The sequence below is a fragment of the Vibrio sp. Vb0667 genome (genome assembly GCF_033391095.1).
Genome location: NZ_JAWPOL010000014.1, coordinates 1 through 17,661 on the forward strand (window position 1 = coordinate 1; position 17,661 = coordinate 17,661).

The 17,661-nt window shown below is 43.3% G+C and carries 17 protein-coding genes; 4 read left to right on the forward strand and 13 right to left on the reverse strand.

The window, feature by feature from the left end:
* Nucleotides 1-214 precede the first annotated feature (214 nt).
* On the forward strand, nucleotides 215-1,390 hold the full coding sequence (gene purT / locus R8269_RS14035; RefSeq protein ID WP_318222569.1) for a formate-dependent phosphoribosylglycinamide formyltransferase: 1,176 nt from the start codon (nucleotides 215-217) through the stop codon (nucleotides 1,388-1,390).
* A 72-nt stretch (nucleotides 1,391-1,462) separates the two neighbouring features.
* Here the strand turns inward: purT and R8269_RS14040 are convergent, their stop codons facing one another.
* Nucleotides 1,463-2,113, reverse strand: a complete 651-nt coding sequence (locus R8269_RS14040; RefSeq protein ID WP_021707633.1) for a thiopurine S-methyltransferase — start codon at nucleotides 2,111-2,113, stop codon at nucleotides 1,463-1,465.
* A gap of 315 nt (nucleotides 2,114-2,428) precedes the next feature.
* Between R8269_RS14040 and R8269_RS14045 the strand changes: the two genes are divergently transcribed.
* On the forward strand, nucleotides 2,429-3,208 hold the full coding sequence (locus tag R8269_RS14045; protein ID WP_025766820.1) for a phosphoribosylglycinamide formyltransferase: 780 nt from the start codon (nucleotides 2,429-2,431) through the stop codon (nucleotides 3,206-3,208).
* Nucleotides 3,209-3,329: 121 nt separating this feature from the next.
* Here R8269_RS14045 and ihfA read toward each other — a convergent pair whose 3' ends face one another.
* Entirely contained in the window at nucleotides 3,330-3,626 is a 297-nt protein-coding gene (gene ihfA / locus R8269_RS14050; RefSeq protein ID WP_005377899.1) for an integration host factor subunit alpha, read from the reverse strand.
* 534 nt (nucleotides 3,627-4,160) lie between these two features.
* On the opposite strand from ihfA, the gene R8269_RS14055 reads away from it, so the two are divergent.
* A complete protein-coding gene (locus tag R8269_RS14055) occupies nucleotides 4,161-5,042 on the forward strand; it encodes an AEC family transporter (protein WP_206969854.1) in 882 nt (293 codons plus the stop codon).
* A 213-nt stretch (nucleotides 5,043-5,255) separates the two neighbouring features.
* Here the strand turns inward: R8269_RS14055 and pheT are convergent, their stop codons facing one another.
* From pheT to R8269_RS14085, 6 genes are all read right to left on the reverse strand, one after another.
* Nucleotides 5,256-7,661 (reverse strand): phenylalanine--tRNA ligase subunit beta, encoded by a 2,406-nt coding sequence (gene pheT / locus R8269_RS14060; protein ID WP_149191888.1) that lies wholly within the window; start codon nucleotides 7,659-7,661, stop codon nucleotides 5,256-5,258.
* Nucleotides 7,662-7,679: 18 nt separating this feature from the next.
* Complete coding sequence (gene pheS, locus R8269_RS14065) at nucleotides 7,680-8,663, reverse strand: phenylalanine--tRNA ligase subunit alpha (protein ID WP_005385470.1); 984 nt, start codon at nucleotides 8,661-8,663, stop codon at nucleotides 7,680-7,682.
* A 191-nt stretch (nucleotides 8,664-8,854) separates the two neighbouring features.
* Entirely contained in the window at nucleotides 8,855-10,030 is a 1,176-nt protein-coding gene (locus R8269_RS14070) for a hypothetical protein (RefSeq protein ID WP_005377906.1), read from the reverse strand.
* Between the two features lie 10 nt (nucleotides 10,031-10,040).
* Entirely contained in the window at nucleotides 10,041-10,832 is a 792-nt protein-coding gene (locus R8269_RS14075) for an outer membrane lipoprotein-sorting protein (protein WP_215810612.1), read from the reverse strand.
* 18 nt (nucleotides 10,833-10,850) lie between these two features.
* Nucleotides 10,851-13,229, reverse strand: a complete 2,379-nt coding sequence (locus R8269_RS14080; RefSeq protein ID WP_005377910.1) for an efflux RND transporter permease subunit — start codon at nucleotides 13,227-13,229, stop codon at nucleotides 10,851-10,853.
* 249 nt (nucleotides 13,230-13,478) lie between these two features.
* A complete protein-coding gene (locus R8269_RS14085) occupies nucleotides 13,479-14,267 on the reverse strand; it encodes a TetR/AcrR family transcriptional regulator (protein ID WP_005377913.1) in 789 nt (262 codons plus the stop codon).
* 270 nt (nucleotides 14,268-14,537) lie between these two features.
* Here R8269_RS14085 and R8269_RS14090 point away from each other — a divergent pair, with 270 nt between their 5' ends.
* Entirely contained in the window at nucleotides 14,538-14,723 is a 186-nt protein-coding gene (locus R8269_RS14090) for a hypothetical protein (protein WP_005377915.1), read from the forward strand.
* Here R8269_RS14090 and R8269_RS14095 read toward each other — a convergent pair.
* The 5 genes from R8269_RS14095 to infC form a co-directional block, all read right to left on the reverse strand.
* Complete coding sequence (locus tag R8269_RS14095) at nucleotides 14,716-15,525, reverse strand: helix-turn-helix domain-containing protein (RefSeq protein WP_005377917.1); 810 nt, start codon at nucleotides 15,523-15,525, stop codon at nucleotides 14,716-14,718. The genes R8269_RS14090 and R8269_RS14095 overlap by 8 nt on opposite strands.
* 366 nt (nucleotides 15,526-15,891) lie before the next feature.
* Nucleotides 15,892-16,209: a heavy metal-binding domain-containing protein gene (locus R8269_RS14100; protein WP_005377919.1), complete on the reverse strand. Its 318-nt coding sequence runs from the start codon at nucleotides 16,207-16,209 to the stop codon at nucleotides 15,892-15,894.
* A 189-nt stretch (nucleotides 16,210-16,398) separates the two neighbouring features.
* A complete protein-coding gene (rplT, locus tag R8269_RS14105) occupies nucleotides 16,399-16,752 on the reverse strand; it encodes a 50S ribosomal protein L20 (RefSeq protein WP_004727974.1) in 354 nt (117 codons plus the stop codon).
* Nucleotides 16,753-16,792: 40 nt separating this feature from the next.
* Nucleotides 16,793-16,987 (reverse strand): 50S ribosomal protein L35, encoded by a 195-nt coding sequence (rpmI, locus tag R8269_RS14110; protein ID WP_005377932.1) that lies wholly within the window; start codon nucleotides 16,985-16,987, stop codon nucleotides 16,793-16,795.
* Between the two features lie 120 nt (nucleotides 16,988-17,107).
* A complete protein-coding gene (gene infC / locus R8269_RS14115) occupies nucleotides 17,108-17,659 on the reverse strand; it encodes a translation initiation factor IF-3 (RefSeq protein ID WP_080276913.1) in 552 nt (183 codons plus the stop codon).
* Between the last annotated feature and the right edge of the window lie 2 nt (nucleotides 17,660-17,661).

A 17,661-nucleotide genomic window follows, 5' to 3' on the forward strand; every position in this document is an offset into this window, starting at 1 on the left:
TCTTTTAGTTGTTGATTTCATAACACTCTCCAATTTTGGGGGGTGGAAAGTGTCAACCTTATTTAGGACGGCACACAAATTCAACAAAAAGCTCTACAACATGTAGAGCTTTTTTATTACCTAAAAACCAAAAGCAAACGTTTGCTTTGTCATAAAACTTCAGTATGATCTCCTGCAATTTCTGTCTCATCACTCTATTTTGTAAGGGAACACTATGTTTGGCACTGCAACTAGCGCAAATGCTACCCGTGTATTACTTTTAGGCTCTGGCGAACTCGGTAAAGAAGTCGCCATTGAATGCCAGAGACTTGGTTTAGAAGTGATTGCTTGTGATCGCTATGCCAATGCTCCAGCGATGCAAGTTGCTCACCGTAGTTATGTTATCGACATGTTAGATGGGAACGCCTTAGAAGAAGTTATTACGAAGGAACAACCTACTTACGTCGTACCAGAAATTGAAGCCATCGCAACCGGCAAACTGGTAGAGCTTGAAGAAAAAGGACTGAATGTTGTTCCAACCGCTAAGGCAACCAGGCTAACAATGAATCGTGAAGGTATCCGACGTTTGACAGCAGAAGAACTGGAATTGACGACTTCACCTTATCGTTTTGCAGATAATTTTGAAGACTTCAAAGCCGCGGTTGAGCATGTGGGTATTCCGTGCGTGGTGAAGCCTGTGATGAGCTCTTCAGGTAAAGGGCAAAGTGTTATCAAGACCGAAGACGACGTTACAAAAGCATGGGATTACGCTCAGGAAGGCGGGCGTACGGGTGCAGGTCGCGTTATCGTGGAAGGTTTTATCGACTTCGATTACGAAATCACTTTATTGACCATCAGAGCCGTTGACGGTGTGCATTTCTGTGCTCCAATTGGTCATCGTCAGGAAGATGGCGACTACCGCGAATCATGGCAACCGCAAGCTATGTCAGAAAACGCAGTAAAAGCAGCTGAATACACGGCTGAGAAAGTGGTAAACGCGCTCGGTGGCTACGGCATCTTTGGTGTAGAGCTGTTTGTCAAAGGCGATAAAGTCATTTTCAATGAGGTCTCTCCTCGCCCTCACGATACGGGTATGGTTACAATGATTTCGCAGGAAATGTCTGAGTTTGCTCTCCACGTGCGCGCGTTTACCGGAATGCCAATTAATAATATTGTGCAATATGGCCCATCTGCGTCTGCTGTTATTCTTGGACAAGGGACTTCCACAAACATTCGCTTTGAAAACCTAAGCAAAGCTTTAGCTCAACCTCAAACACAAGTTCGTCTATTCGGTAAGCCAGAAATCGATGGTCGCCGCCGTTTAGGTGTTGTCCTTACGCGACGAAAAACCACCGAAGAAGCCGTTCAAGATGCTGTTGAAAGTGCTTCAAAAGTGAATATCATTTATTAAATACGAACCACTCATACAAAAATAGCGCAGCTCAAATTGCTGCGCTATTTCGTGTTCCAAACCGAAGAGAGCCTATTCACTCTCGATTAAGTACACTTCTTCAGAGAAGCGACTTAAGCCTTTTTTCGCAATTTTAGGATGATTCTCGTCAGCTTCATCTACGTTCAAACAAGTAACTTTGTAACCTGAAAATAACTGCTCAATCTCTTCGACCGGCACGCTAAATGGAGGCCCCGCCATCTCTTCTTGAGGATAGTTGAGTGTAACAAGCAAAATACGACCGCCTGGGTTCAAAAGTTGCTTGAGACGCTCTACATACTCCTCTCGCATATCTTGCGGTAAAGCAACCAACGCGGCGCGATCATAAATGATATCGGCTTGAGATACTGGTGCAGTGAAAAAGTCCCCAGTATAAATAGAGAGCTCATCAAATTGATAAAGCTCGTGCATGCCATTAAGAGGCGTTACCGTTGGCGTGTAAAAATGTTCAGCAAAAAAGGCACGCACAGCAATATGGCTTAGCTCAACACCTTCAACCGAATCATGCTTCATCGCTAGCCAAATCAAGTCTTCTGACTTTCCACATAAAGGAACTAACACTTTATCTTCACGCTTTGGATTAGTGTGTTTCCAATATACTGGTAATAGCGGGTTTACATCTTCCAAGTGAAATCCGATCTGATTGCTGGCCCATTTGTTATGCCAAAATTCTTGGTCTCTCATTTTACTTTCTACTTGTCGGCTGTTTTCATTTTGAGAGGTAAGACTAACGTTTTTTTTCAATTTGTCTATGCCGTTCATCTTTGGTTAATACTGCGGTGATAGGATGTAATCGGTCTCATAGGAGACGCGCCTTTATCTGATAATCAGAATAAAGAAAAGAGAAATGGTGATCTAACGCACGATTCTACTTCAAGATAAAACTGAAACCTTGGAATCTTTCGTAATGGCCCCATTTATAAGTTAGTACCTGATTTGCCGAACTTAGCGACCTTTATGTTCCCTATTTTCTAAGTACAAGCAAGTTAAGGAGAGTGAATGAGCTTATTTCTTCGTACTACAGCATTGATGCTTTTGGTACTAAGCCGTGCACCGGCATTTGCCGCACTTCCAATTACCCCTGCGCCTAGTGGCGAACAAAATCGTTCAACCAGCCAAAACGAAGTTTGTTCGAAACTTTTTAAACACAGCCTTAGCGGTTTATATGGCATTCAGTCAATCGACACCACACCAACTCAGCCATATTCTGACTTCGACATTCTTTACAGCAAAGCTCACCAAGCACAATTTGAGCTTGAAACTATCTGTAAGAGTACCGCACTTCTTAATGACGCTCAGCCATACTTCGCAGGCGTGAAATCCAAACAACGAGCAGAAGAAAAGATAGCTTTAGAGTTAGATGGGAAAGTTGAACGTATTACTGACCTAGCACGTGCAACGATTGTAGCTGAAGACGTCGCGAGCTTAGTCTCCATTTATGAAACGTTAGAGCGTGAAACAACGATTGTGAAAGTAAAAAATCGATTCAAAAAACCTGGCCCTTCAGGATATAGAGACTTGAACTTGCTCGTTCGTTTACCAAAAACAAACCTAGTAGCCGAAGTTCAACTGCACTTGAAAGCAATCGCAGATGTAAAAAGCGGTCCCGAACACGACCTATACGAAAAAATCCAGAAACTAGAACGTCAAGCGATGTTGGAAAAACGTGAGCTAAGCGAAATAGAGCTTGCCTCTATTCGCAACATGCGTACACAGTCTAAGAACTTGTACCAACAAGCATGGCAACCATACTTAACAACGCATCTAGAAGCGGCGTAACCGATATCATTAAGCGTCTCTCATAAACAGAAAAACCACCGCATTGCGGTGGTTTTCATTTGTATGCACACGAATTTTACGCAAAAAAAGACCACGCCTTAGCGTGATCCATTTATTCGGCTTACTGTACTTTCTTCAGGTTTTCTACACGAGCTTTTAACTTCTGACCCGGGCGAAAAGTCACTACACGTCGAGCAGTAATTGGAATATCTTCACCAGTTTTCGGGTTACGACCAGGTCGTTCATTCTTGTCACGAAGATCAAAGTTACCAAAACCTGACAGTTTTACCTGTTCGCCACTTTCCAGTGCCTTACGAATCTCTTCAAAGAACACTTCCACCGTTTCCTTGGCGTCCCGCTTACTAAATCCTAATTTATCAAACAGGTTTTCTGCCAGTTCGGCTTTTGTGAGCGCCATAAAACTTTCCTCAAAGCTATGTTAAACAATGCTACGTTAGTGTAGCGCCAGAGCAGTTTTACCCTACCAATTCAACAACATATCGGGGTTACATCAGGAAGTGTATGACAAGCTTATGATTTTCGCCAACTTTTTTCTTGGCGAACAAAAGGAATAGCACTACGTAAATTATTGTTAAACGCCAGAAATTTGATATTTTTGTTTTTGTTTCATCTTTATCAGGAAAAACACCCAGATTATAAAACTAAAATTAGTTTAAAAATCAACATTAAACACTATTTAATAAAAATATCAGATATTGGTTATTTAACAGACACTTGACATAGAACTTGTCGTAAATTCAGTGATTTGTATGTAACTCGATACGTAACAATTAGATTAAAAGGTATGACCACCTGTACTTTGCAACTGTGCTTAGAAAGCTTGATTAAACCCACGCTTCTCGCTGTTTAACGATGACGCCATATATAAAGATTGATAATGTGGAAGTTCGTGTATTTCCTCATTAGCTTCTTACACTGCTTCTAGGCGACCATGATTAATCAAATCATAAATATTCTTTTCCCTGTTTTTGCTCTTGTCGGAGTTGGCTATTTGGTCGATCGTTACATCAAGCCTGACTTTCGCCCAATAAACCGCATTAATATTGAGGTATTTACGCCAGCACTGGTATTTTCGTCACTCGTTAGCATGCCGCTCGATTCAAATCAGGGGCCGCTTCTTTTGGCGGCAATTGTCGCGGTTTTAATTCCCGCACTACTCATGATCCCGGTATGTCGATGGACGTCACTCTCGTTTAAAACCTGGGCGCCACCACATATGTTTCGCAATAGCGGAAATCTAGCTATTCCTTTGTTTACCTATACGTTTGGAGAAATTGCGCTGTCGTCAGCAGTGCTTTTATTTGTCGTGTCAGCATGCTTGCATATCAGCTTAGGCGTAATGCTGCTTAGTCATGGCAACCCTTTTAAGCAAATAGTCAAGATGCCAATCTTTTTAGCAGCGTCGTTGGCTCTGTTTCTCAACGTGTCAAATGTGGGTGCATGGGCGCCTTTATACGAAGCCACGGCTCTACTTGGGCAAGCGGCCGTACCCGTGATGCTTTTATCTCTGGGGGCACAAATGTGTCATTTAAGGTTGGACGGTTTAAAGATTGGTGTGTTGTGTACCGTGCAGTCACTGGCAACTGGTGCTGTCGCTTTTGCACTTATTTATTGGTTAATTCCCCTTCCAACGATGCAATTGCAAATGATGGTGCTCTTCACAATGCTGCCGCCAGCCGTCATGAATTACCTATTTGCGGAAAGGCTGAATATAGAACCCATGAAAGTGGCGTCAATGGTACTATTTGGCAACTTTTTCAGCATTCTTACGCTACCTCTTCTGCTTAGCTATACCCTCTCACTCGCTGCCTAACCGCCAATAAGCTATCGTTAGCGTGTATTAGCTGAAAAACAATATGTTCCTAATCTCGGGTAAGGGCCATCCCTAGTTTGGTCTAGTATTTTAAAGTAATGAGGGGTGGTGCGAGCAGTAAGGAACTTGAACAACGATAAGGTAATCCTAAAAATAAAAAACCCTGCCGAGCTGGCAGGGTTTTCATTTCTTAAGAAGATGCGTTACGCGAGATTAGTCACGTAGAGACGCACCAAACTTCTCAGAAACGTGAGCAACGATAGCGTCAACCGCACCCGCGATATCTGCATCTTCAAGCGTACGCTCAAGTGACTGTAGAGTCAGAGCGATTGCTAGGCTCTTCTTACCATCTTCAACGCCTTTACCTACGTAAACGTCGAACAGTTTCGCATCTTTAAGGAACTCGCCACCTTGCTCTAGACAAGCGTTAACGATGTCACCAGATGCAACAGCTTCATCCACTACTACCGCGATATCACGACGGTTTGAAGGGAATTTAGAAAGTGCTACCGCTTCTGGGATCACTTTGCTGTTAATTGCAGACCATTCGATTTCGAATACGATAGTACGACCATTTAGACCGAACTTACGCTCAAGCTCAGGGTGAACGGTACCGATCACGCCCACTTCTTTGCCATCTACGATGATTGCCGCAGATTGACCTGGGTGAAGTGCTGGGTTAGCTTTTTTGCTTTCAGGTGACAGTGCAGCGAAAGAGTACGCTTTTTCGTTCGCAGATAGCTCTAGAATCGCTTCTAGATCGCCCTTAAGGTCGAAGAAATCAACCGTGTTAGTTTCGATATCCCAATGTTCTTCACCGCGAGTACCAGCAATAACACCTGCAAGCATAGGCTCTTGGCGCATGCCGTTTTCTGCAGTTTCACATGGGATGAAACGTAGGCCGTATTCGAATAGACGAACGCGTGGCTGTTGACGCTTCTGGTTGTGAACAACCGTGTTCAGCAGACCTTGGATAAGACCAAGACGCATTGCTGACATGTCTGCAGAAATTGGGTTTGGAAGCACTAGAGGCTCAACACCAGGTACAACTAGCTTTTGTTGCTCAGGCTCAACGAAGCTGTATGTAATTGCTTCGTGGTAACCACGGTCAACAAGAAGATCACGAACGCGTTTCAGTGGAAGATCCGCTTCAACGTGGTTGTGCATCTTAAGTGCTGCTGCTGGGTGTTGGTTAGGAATGTTGTCATAACCGTAGATACGGCCAACTTCTTCAATCAGGTCTTGCTCGATAGCGATATCGAAACGCCATGTTGGCGCTACTGCCATCCAACCTTCTTCTGAAGCTTCAACAGTCAAACCTAGACGCTCTAGGATTTCTACTACGTCGCTATCTGCAATGTGGTGACCTAGCAGGTTGTCTAGCTTAGTACGACGTAGAGCAACTTTGTTTGGCTTAGGTAAGTCTGCTTCAGACTCTACTGCAACAACAGGTGCTACTTCACCGCCACAAATTTCAACAAGAAGCTGTGTTGCACGCTCCATTGCGCTTACTTGCAGTGCGTAATCTACACCACGCTCGAAACGCATTGAAGAGTCAGTGTGCAGACCGTAGCTGCGTGCGCGACCACGGATGTGGTCAGGTGCAAAGAATGCACACTCTAGTAGAACGTCTTTAGTCTCAGTTGTTACACCAGACTCTTCACCACCAAAGATACCTGCGATTGCAAGTGCTTTGTTGTGGTCAGCAACTACTAGTGTATCTGCGTTTAGTTCTGCTTCGTTGCCGTCAAGAAGCGTTAGCTTCTCACCTTGCTCTGCCATACGAACTACGATGCCACCTTCGATCTTCGCTAGATCGAATGCGTGCATTGGTTGGCCTTGCTCTAGAAGAACGTAGTTAGTGATGTCTACTACAGGGTCGATAGAGCGAATACCACAACGACGCAGTTTCTCTTGCATCCATAGTGGCGTTTCAGCTTGAACGTTTACGTTCTTAATAACACGACCTAGGTAACGAGGACACGCAGCTGGCGCTTTCACTTCGATAGACACTTTATCGTCGATTGAAGGAGCAACTGCTTCTACTGATGGCTCAGTCACGTCAGCACGGTTTAGTACGCCAACTTCACGAGCTAGACCACGAATGCTGAAACAGTCAGCGCGGTTTGCTGTTAGATCTACGTCTACTGTTACGTCGTCTAGACCTAGGAATTCACGGAAATCAGTACCGATTACTGCGTCTTCTGCTAGTTCCATGATGCCGTCTGACTCAACGTCGATACCTAGTTCGGTGAATGAACAAAGCATGCCGTGAGAAGGCTGGCCGCGTAGTTTCGCTTTTTTGATTTTGAAATCGCCTGGAAGAACAGCACCAACTGTTGCTACTGCTACTTTCAGACCTTGGCGACAGTTAGGTGCGCCACAAACAATGTCTAGAAGCTCTTCTTCACCCACGTCAACTTTAGTTACGCGCAGTTTGTCTGCATCTGGGTGTTGACCACATTCAACAACGTGACCGACTTTAACGCCAGTAAAAGAACCAGCAACAGGAAGAACGTCGTCTACCTCTAGACCGGCCATTGTAATTTGGTGAGTTAGCTCGTCAGTAGTAACCGCAGGGTTTACCCACTCACGAAGCCATGATTCGCTGAATTTCATGTTGATGAACCCTCTGGATTACTTGAACTGTTTTAGGAAACGAAGATCGTTCTCGAAGAACGCACGTAGGTCGTTCACGCCGTAACGAAGCATTGTTAGACGCTCAACACCCATACCGAATGCGAAACCAGAGTATTTTTCAGGATCGATACCTACGCTACGTAGCACGTTCGGGTGAACCATACCGCAGCCTAGTACTTCTAACCATTTACCGTTTTTGCCTTTCACGTCTACTTCAGCTGAAGGCTCAGTGAATGGGAAGTAAGATGGACGGAAACGTACTTCTACTTCTTCTTCGAAGAAGTTACATAGGAAATCGTGCAGGATGCCTTTCAGCTGAGCAAAGTTTACGTTCTCATCAACCAGCATGCCTTCCACTTGGTGGAACATTGGCGTGTGCGTTTGGTCGTAGTCGTTACGGTATACACGGCCTGGTGCGATGAAACGGAATGGTGGTTTACCATTTTCCATCGTACGGATCTGTACGCCTGACGTATGAGTACGAAGCATCAAGTCTGGGTTGAAGAAGAAAGTATCGTGGTCAGTACGCGCTGGGTGATCAGCTGCGATGTTTAGCGCATCGAAGTTGTGGAATGCATCTTCGATCTCTGGGCCAGCCTCGGTGTTAAAACCAAGTTCGCCAAAGAACTTCTCAATACGCTCTACAGTACGAGTTACTGGGTGTAAACCACCGTTTTCAATACGACGACCTGGTAGTGTTACGTCGATTGTTTCTGCTGCTAGTTTCGCTTCAAGCTCAGCACGTTGTAGTGCATCTTTACGAGCTGCGATAGCTTGCTGAACTACGCCTTTCGCTTTATTTATCTCTTGACCAGCTTCACGGCGTTCTTCTGGTGGTAGTTTGCCTAGGCTTTGAAGTTGAGCAGTTAGCTCACCTTTTTTACCCAGATACTGAACACGCACTTCATCAAGTGCGACTAGCGATTCGGCAGCTTCAATTGCAGTGCTCGCGCTAGCAATGATCTCTTCTAGATGTTGCATCGTTTCCTCATCTACCTGTAGGTAGTGTCCATAAGGGAGTGATTGGTTTTTTGATAGCTGTACATAGTAGCCAAACCGGGCACCAATGCCAAATTGAATTACGAAAAGAAGAGGTTATTGAATAAAAAGAGCACAAAAACGTCAAAAATGTCATCTTTAGTTAATCTGCCGTTTAGTTGTGCCCTTTTGTTTTAGAAATAGTATTGAATAGATAGCTCGATAAAATCGTCATCTCTAGCGAAGTAGAGCAAATCATTTGGTGTTTCATTTTTAAACAACCAAGCATCAATTTGCCACTTAACGTGATTCGATATTCGGCTCGATGCTTCTAACTTAGCATTGTAAACATCATCGTTATCTAAATCCTTCGTAATTCCCGTCAATACTTCCGTTCCGTCCTCATCATTGAGCGCCCAACGAATACCTGCAAACACATCATTTTGACCGATAGTTTGTGCGTTGTTCCCACGACTGTCATAGAGGTACTCACCAATAACCCCCACATCCCAAACCGTGTCAAATGCACCGACGAAGGTATACTCAAAGCCCGTCACAAGACCGACATGATTATCAGCACTATCTCGATAAATACTTTCCAGTTTCCATAACCAATCGCCAACGATTCCTTGCACATCCAGACCGACATGACTCATCAGAGCGTAGTAAGGCTTTAATTCTCCGTACTCAAAACGAAAGTAAGGATCCCGGTTTGTTCCATATAAATAGCTCAGGCCTACGTCCCAATCGCCAAGCATTTTCGAATATCGAAAAGCCACATCTACGTGCTTCTCTTCTCTGCTTGATTCATAGATAGCATCATCAGAGACAACGGGGTCGGTTCGCAAGCGGCCATCTGTACCCGCAAACGTTCGTTCCCTAAAGTAAGGTAACAACATTGCGTGGACGGTGCCCCAGTCTTTGAAAGAGGTAAAATGTAACATCGGCTGACCGAGTTTATCTTCACCATCGACGGCTTCAATGGCATCTGTTTGGTTTACTACATCAACTAAATGGGCTGATTCAGTCACTCCCCAAAAGACCTTACTAATCCCAACTCGAAGCTCATAATCATCCCAATAAGTCAGATAAAGTGCCTCTCGTATGTCACCATGACTTCGCTCATCGTCTAGACCATCCAGACGATAGAAAGGTGTGAAAGTAAAGTTTGCATCACCATTTTGCATCTCCCAGTAAAATTCTGGCTGCAAAACCAATGACGTTTGCGCTTTGCTCTGACCCTGAGAGCCCGTTTTAAAAAACTGACGATGCTCAATATTGACTTGTCCTGCGAGCTCGACGGCAGTCAGAGGCATCGAGTAAAAAAAGGCTGCTGCACTAAGCAACAACCCAACATTTAATCGCTTCATTTTTCCTCCACTACCTCACTCGCTTCAACACATTCTTATGAAAGTCATTTTCTTGTAATCCAGTGTTAAAACGCATTTCGCTAGTCGTTAGCTCAGTACTTTTTCCTGTTTGATGGTTTGTCATCGCCATAGTGTGCGCTCGCCAATATTGGTTGAGATATTGCTTGTAATCGGAAAAAGAAAGCGTTTTTAACAAAGAGCCTTTGCGGTCGTAAAACTCAACTTTAAGTGGACGATAATGCGCTTTATCTAACCACACCGTTTGCTTGGTATAACCTGAGTTCTTATCGGTCGGAATTTGCTCTACGACGAAAACATCTTGCCCGTTTATGCTGTCATCTTTTAGGTAGTTGAAACGGTATTTTTCAATCTCAAAGGAACTGAGATCCTCATACGCGAATTCACTGCCCATAAAAGGACCTGATTTGTTACGCGAGGAAATACGTTTCACACGTTTCAGTGCAGGAAGGTAAAGCCATTGGTCATCGGCACCCATCGTATGAGAATGGTTGAGAAACGCCGTGCCTTTTACATCTCTCGGTTCATCAAATATCGTGAGCCCTTTGTCACCATCGCCATCAACTTCAAGTGATTGTAAGCGCATTAAACGTGTGCTGCTTTCTCCTTGCGCGTTTCGCAGAATCATTTGCATCGTAGCAACAGAATCCCCCCACCCTTCATCACGGGCTTTGCGCTCTTGGGCAATTTCTAGTCCTTTGGCTTCATCCGCCAACACCGCATGACTCATAATAAGCGAGACAGAAAGTACTGATACTTTTAAGGCATTTTTTACTAAATTCATGTTCAATCCTTTAATTCGTTATGACTGAGTAACAGTCTTGGTTTGAGAGTCAGTTGATTTAAGCTTATTTCGGCGCTCTACCTCGTCGTAAACGCCTTTGTCAAACAACATCAGTAGAGTCGGTAGAAAGATGAAATCCACAACAAGAGCAATGAAGATAACAATGGCACTCAACTGTCCCATATCGGCATTTAAGCGGAAGCTCGACATCGCCAGAACAGAGAAACCAGCAACAAGCACGACCGTCGTAATCCAAAGCGCGCGCCCCACGGTGCGAAAGGCGTAGCGAACCGCTTGCTCCGCACTGTGGCCATCTTTACGAGCGTGTTGATATTTAGAAAGAAAGTGAACGGCGTCATCGACAACAACACCAAGCGTTAATGTCACAACGACAGACAATCCCAAGTTAATCTCGCCAGAAACCAGCGCCCAAATACCAAAACCAATAAGCGCAGGAGCAATATTCGGGACAAGACTAATTAAGCCAAGCTTGAACGAACGCAAGGCAAAGATCAGTAATGCAGAGATTAAGACAAGAGTAATGGGCAAGGTTGACAGCATGCTGGCCATATTCGTTTCACCAATATGCGCAAACATCAATGAAGGACTAGACGCAACAACATCATATTGAGGCGCGTTTTCGTTAAACCATTGGTAAATGCGATTTTCCAAATCAACAAGCTCGACGCTGCCCAAGTTCTCCACGGTGAGAACCATCTTGATCGACGACTTATCTACATTGATTTGGTTGTTCAAATCTAAACCATACGGTAGTGACATTTCATAAAGCAGCAGATATTGAGCCGCTAATTCTCTGTCTTGAGGGAGCGAGTAATAAGCCTGCTCATCTCCATGCATGTTCTTGTTTAAGCGCTTATAAACATCGCTCAAGGTCGCAACATGGTCCGTTTCTGGCTGCAACCTTAGCCAGTCAGTAAATTTACCCACGGAATTGAGAAAATTAGGATCGGCAATGCCCTGCGATTCGTTAGTTTTTATCGCGATACTGATGTTCGCCATGCCACTGATTCGCTCTTCCATAAAATCAGCCGCTCGGCGAAATTCATTGCTATGGCCAAAGTACTCGACGGATTCATCATTGACTTTGTTCAGCGGAATCAAGCTCGCACTCGCGACAATAACAAGCACCGACAACGGCAATAACGCATGTCGCTTTGACACCACGAAATCTCCTAAATGATCCATAAAGTGCTTTCTTTCATCAGAAGTATCCGACTTCACCGTAACCGGAAGGATATTAAGCAAGGCGGGAAGTAACGTGATGGAAAGGAAACAAGCAACCATGACGCCAAGGGCTGATAGGTTGCCGAAATCTCTCAGGATTGGAGAATCCGACATATTCATCATTAAAAAGCCGATCGCGGTGGTAATGGAGGTAATCAAGATAGGCATGAAATTGAGCGCAATACTTCGCTCAATAGAGTGGGCTTTACTAAAGCCGTTTTGCATAGACTGACGCATTGTCGCGATGATGTGTACACAGTCTGCGACGGCAAGCGTCATCACCAAGGTAGGCACATTAACGGTCGCCGTGCTTAAGAACATACCAGCCCATCCTGACAAGCCCATTGTAACCATAACCGAGCCGATAATAACGATGAGCGTCGCGATGACGCTAAGCAATGAGCGCAACATGATGGTCAGAAACACCAATATCACTAGTAACATAGTAGGCACTAATGTTGCGCTATCATCTTGGGCTGCGGTCATAAACGCGTAGTTCATTGCAATAATACCAGCCTTGTGGAATTCCGTGTCTGGGTACACTTGCTGATAACGCTCAATCATTCCGTTTATGTAAGCAACCACCTCTTGTACTTCAGCAGTTTTATCTATTTCAGGAAGTTGGACCGTAATGTTTACGACCGTGACATCTCCTTTTTCAGAAATCAGTGAACTTTTCAAAACCGGCTCACTCAACGCAATACTTTTGACTTTCTCTATTCGTTGAGGTGTCAATTCATATTCGCTATACAGTAAATCTTCGACAAGAAGATCATCTTCAAACGCTTCGGTATGCTGGTAGTTGGCGAGGGAATCAACGCGGGTCGAGTATGGAACTTGCCACGCCTCGTCAGTGATCTGCTGAATAAGAGATAATGTGCTAGGAGTAAAAACAGTGCCGCTCTTTGGCGCTATAACCAAAGCAAGACTGTCAGATTTTGCAAAGGTGGTTTGAATTTCATCAAACGCAAGTAACTGCTCATTTGTTCCATCAAAGAAGATGTCGTAATCTCCTCTAAAGTAAAGATTTTTTCCTCCAATAGTTGCTATGACAATCAATAAAACGGTAGCAAGCATCACCAATACACTGTAATTCGTTGGTAGCTTACCCCACCCTGAACGGGCGTATTGTTGAACGTTGTGATGTGGCATCACACTCTCCTTTTGTGACGTTTCGTCAAATTTAAAAACTAAAAAAACAGCAAATGCTGTAAATAACCAGACAAACTCGACATGCAAACTTTAGATCGAATGAATTTGGCTACATAAGTTAGGTTTTTGTAACTTCCTATGCTTCTCGTGATCATTGGCTGAACGCCAACCTTCGAGATTTAATGACGACTCGTCACAATAGTGCGATAAAAAAGCCAACCATAACGTCAGATTGGCCTTTCCAGTTTATTAGCGATTCACTGACTCTAAATAAGCAAGCTCTTCACTAAATAATTCCTGCTCCACTCGACGCCAGGTTTTACGGTAGTCCCATTCTGTAGATAAAGGCGACCAACCTAAACCATCAAGTAACATATTCGCGTTGTGCAGTACTGAGAATGGGTCCTGAATTCTCTGAATACATCGACTGTTCGATGCATTTTGCGCCAAAGCGTTTGAACCGAATGCAATAGACCAGTTGGCGAATACAATAGCATCAGAACCAATTGCGGGAGAAAACTTAAGATCACCACATTCTACCGCATTGTTCACCAGCGCATCAGCACCATCTATTACTTGTTCTTCCAAGTTATTCAGTTCATTTACACGTTTAGGCGAAGCCTTCTCTAGAACCCAAGGCGTCTTTGCAACAATCGCACAGGTTGATAGTACTGGCTCCATACGAGCGTAAATACGATAACCTACATGCATCGCAATGATTTTTTCTCTGGTATTACCATTAAATTTGGCGGTACGTTCGAAAAATATTGCTTCGCTTTTCAGCGAATGAATACAAAGCGCAAGAATCACATCTTCTTTGCTGCAAAAATGATTGTAGATCGTCCCTTTAGAATAAGGGCTTGACGCTGTAAGCTTGTCCATCGTTAAGTTGGCAAAGCCTTGCTCTTGAACTAAAGACTTAGCCAATTGAATAAGCTCTATCTCACGATCAGCAATCGCCTGTTGCTTTTTTGTTAGCCCTGAAGACACACGACATCCGTCTTGCTTGCTATATTTTTTACAGCGAAAGTTAAACATAATCCTTTGATCCGTATACCAACACACTCCCAATAATTGTAACACGATTCTTTAATACGGGAACGCAACTAAAGTTGACGAACCGTCATAAATGACACTTCGTCATAATAGATCAAAAAACAAACATTTCAAGTATGAATTTATAATTAGAAGATAAATAGCTACCAATTATGCATACCCAAGTAGCTACAGGATGCTTGGTTCAACGAGAATGGTTTCTTTGTATAGGAAGCGAGAGAGGCTTTGGGAGGAACAACGAAGGAAATCAGCATGTTAAAAATAACGAAAGTAGATGCTGAACAGGTATTATTCGAAATAAGCCCAAAACACTTTAAATCTGAATTAAGAGCAAACACCGCTGAATGCCCTACTTACAAAGTATTTGCTGTCTTAGGCTTTTTCTTTTGCAACGCCCTTTCAGAAACTCTCTTCAAAAAAGGCTCAAAATCTATATAGATAGGCTTGGCTTATCACCTGCAGATGCGATGGCATAACGAATATCATCAATAAATCGCCCCTCTGTCTCAATAATGCCGTCAGAGAATGTGACTGGCTGATGTGGCCCAGCAAGTAGAACAATATTAGTAAAATCAGAGACATTAAAGTTCTCTGCTACAACATTTTTGGAATGAAAATCGATGACGGTCTTTGCGACTTGATCTTCCAGTAACAAAAGCTGTTCTTCGGTAATTTTCATACGCGCCAAAGCAACGCGAACACACTTATCGTGGGTAGTCGTCTGCTCTTTTATGATTTCGGTATATTTGTCGTTGAGCTTGGAGTTCTCTGCATAGCTATAATATAAAGGTCCGTGCAGCGTTATATTTTTATCTTCATCAACGTAAACGAGATCCAACAACTCTAATGCTTTTAAGTAATCAGACATGCTCTGCTCAGACAAGTCATACTTTTTCTTTAAAATAGAATAACCATCTTTACCTCGTAGCATTCTCAATTCACGATAAAAGTCGTAAAGGTGAGGGAATTGAAAGAATACCTCATCCTGCGTACGACTAAAGTAATCCTCGTCTTCACCTTGCAATTGATTTGCGAGCTTTTGTAGTTCATCTAACGTGCAATCAACCGCTCTACAATATTCCAGCAACTTATCTAAAGCGAGATTCGTGCTTGTAAGATGTCTCTTAAAGGTAGATAGTGGCATACCCATTTTCTCAGATAGCTCTCGATATGTTAGCCCTTTTGTTTTAATCGCTTGGCGTAATGCGGCTAGCAAGTATTCGGGAGTCAGATCTCTCATCTACAATTCCTTTTGGCAATGTTACAGCTGTATAGTATTTGTAACAATTTAGAACCGCTTGGCAAGGTATAAGTTCATATTTTTATAAGAAAAACATGAATTAATATACTGAAAGGAGAATTCACACAACAAATGAAAAATTCAATATGAATTCAATTTCATTATAGATATAAAATAATATGCAAAATAAAAGTAAAGCAATCACTCTAAATTGTCGTGATTAATTTTAATAGTAACGTAAAATTGAGAATATAAACCTATTCGCTCTGCAAAAATCTAGAATAATTAACCTAAAAGGAACAGAACGGTAAATGCATAATAATTCACCGCTCTCTATTAGCATTTTTGCAATGCTATTCAAGTAGACTAGTCCGCTAGTTTCACTGCAGTACCAAATGCCAAAATTTCCGAAGAACCATCTACGATTGAGCTTGTGGTAAATCGAATCCCTACAATTGCATCGGCACCTTTAGATTCAGCGTCCGCCACCATGCGCTGTATAGCAATATCACGCGCGTCGGTCATCATTTCCGTGTAACCACGAATTTCGCCGCCAACAATGCTCTTGATACCCGCCATGAGGTCACGGCCAATATGCTTTGATTGAACAACATTACCAGTTACAACCCCTCTGATTTCAGAGATCTGCTTGCCAGGAATGCTTTCGGTCGTTGTGTAGATCATTTTTAATCCCTTATAAACGTAAAAATTTATACCCAAGCTACCTTATAACTAACATAAGATGCTAACCAATAAATTGAGAAGACTGATAAACAATACTCTAAATAGCCAAGCTAAAAGTCATTTGGGTATAAATTTTAGCAATAAAAAAGGAGAGCTAATGCTCTCCTTCTCTTAATCCTAAACTGCTAATTAAAGAGCAGCTTTCGCTTTTTCAACTAGAACTGCAAATGCAGCTTTGTCGAATACTGCGATGTCCGCAAGGATCTTACGGTCGATCTCGATAGATGCTTTCTTAAGACCGTTGATGAAACGGCTGTAAGATAGACCATTTTGACGAGATGCCGCATTGATACGTGCAATCCATAGTTGACGGAATTGACGTTTCTTAGCGCGACGGTCACGGTAAGCGTATTGACCAGCTTTAGTAACTGCTTGGAAAGCTACGCGGTAAACGCGTGAACGCGCACCGTAGTAACCTTTAGCTTGTTTTAGAACTTTCTTATGACGTGCACGAGCTTGTACACCACGTTTTACGCGAGGCATTATGCTTCTCCTAAACTAAACGATTGATAACTAAAAAGAATTAAGCGTATGGCAACATACGGATTACTGCAGCCACTTCACATTTTGGAAGGATTGCATTCGGACGTAGTTGACGCTTGTTCTTAGTAGTACGCTTAGTCAGGATGTGACGTTTTGTAGCGTGCTTGTACTTAATACCACCAGCAGTTTTCTTAAAACGCTTAGCAGCACCTTTGTTGGTTTTCATCTTAGGCATGATGAATAACTCCGCATTGAGTAGGTTTAATAAACAACGTAATTAGGGCGAACAAAACCCAGCCATATGCCTTTATATAAAGGAAAGCGGCTAGGTTTTAATTACTTGATGAGCCGTTAATTACTTCTTTTTAGGGGCTAGCACCATGATCATCTGGCGACCTTCAATCTTCTTAGGGAAAGATTCAACTACAGCAATTTCTGCAGTATCTTCCTTAAGACGATTTAGAACGTCAACACCGATGTCTTGGTGTGCCATCTCTCGGCCACGGAAGCGAATTGTTACTTTCACTTTGTTGCCTTCTTCAAGGAAACGCGTCAGGTTGCGTAGTTTTACCTGATAGTCTCCAATATCAGTTCCAGGACGGAATTTTACTTCCTTGATCTGGACCTGCTTTTGCTTCTTCTTCTGCTCTTTAGCAGTTTTGCTCTTCTCGAAGAGGAACTTACCATAGTCCATCACACGACAAACAGGTGGCTCGGCGTTAGGACTGATCTCAACGAGATCCATACCAGCTTCTTCAGCAGCTGCAATGGCTTCTTGAATCGATACAACACCAACTGATTCACCGTCAGCGCCTGTTAGTCGAACTTCACGAATACCACGAATTTCACCGTTGATACGGTGCGGGTTTTGTTTTACCGGCTGTTGGCCACGTCTTCCGCCTTTAATAG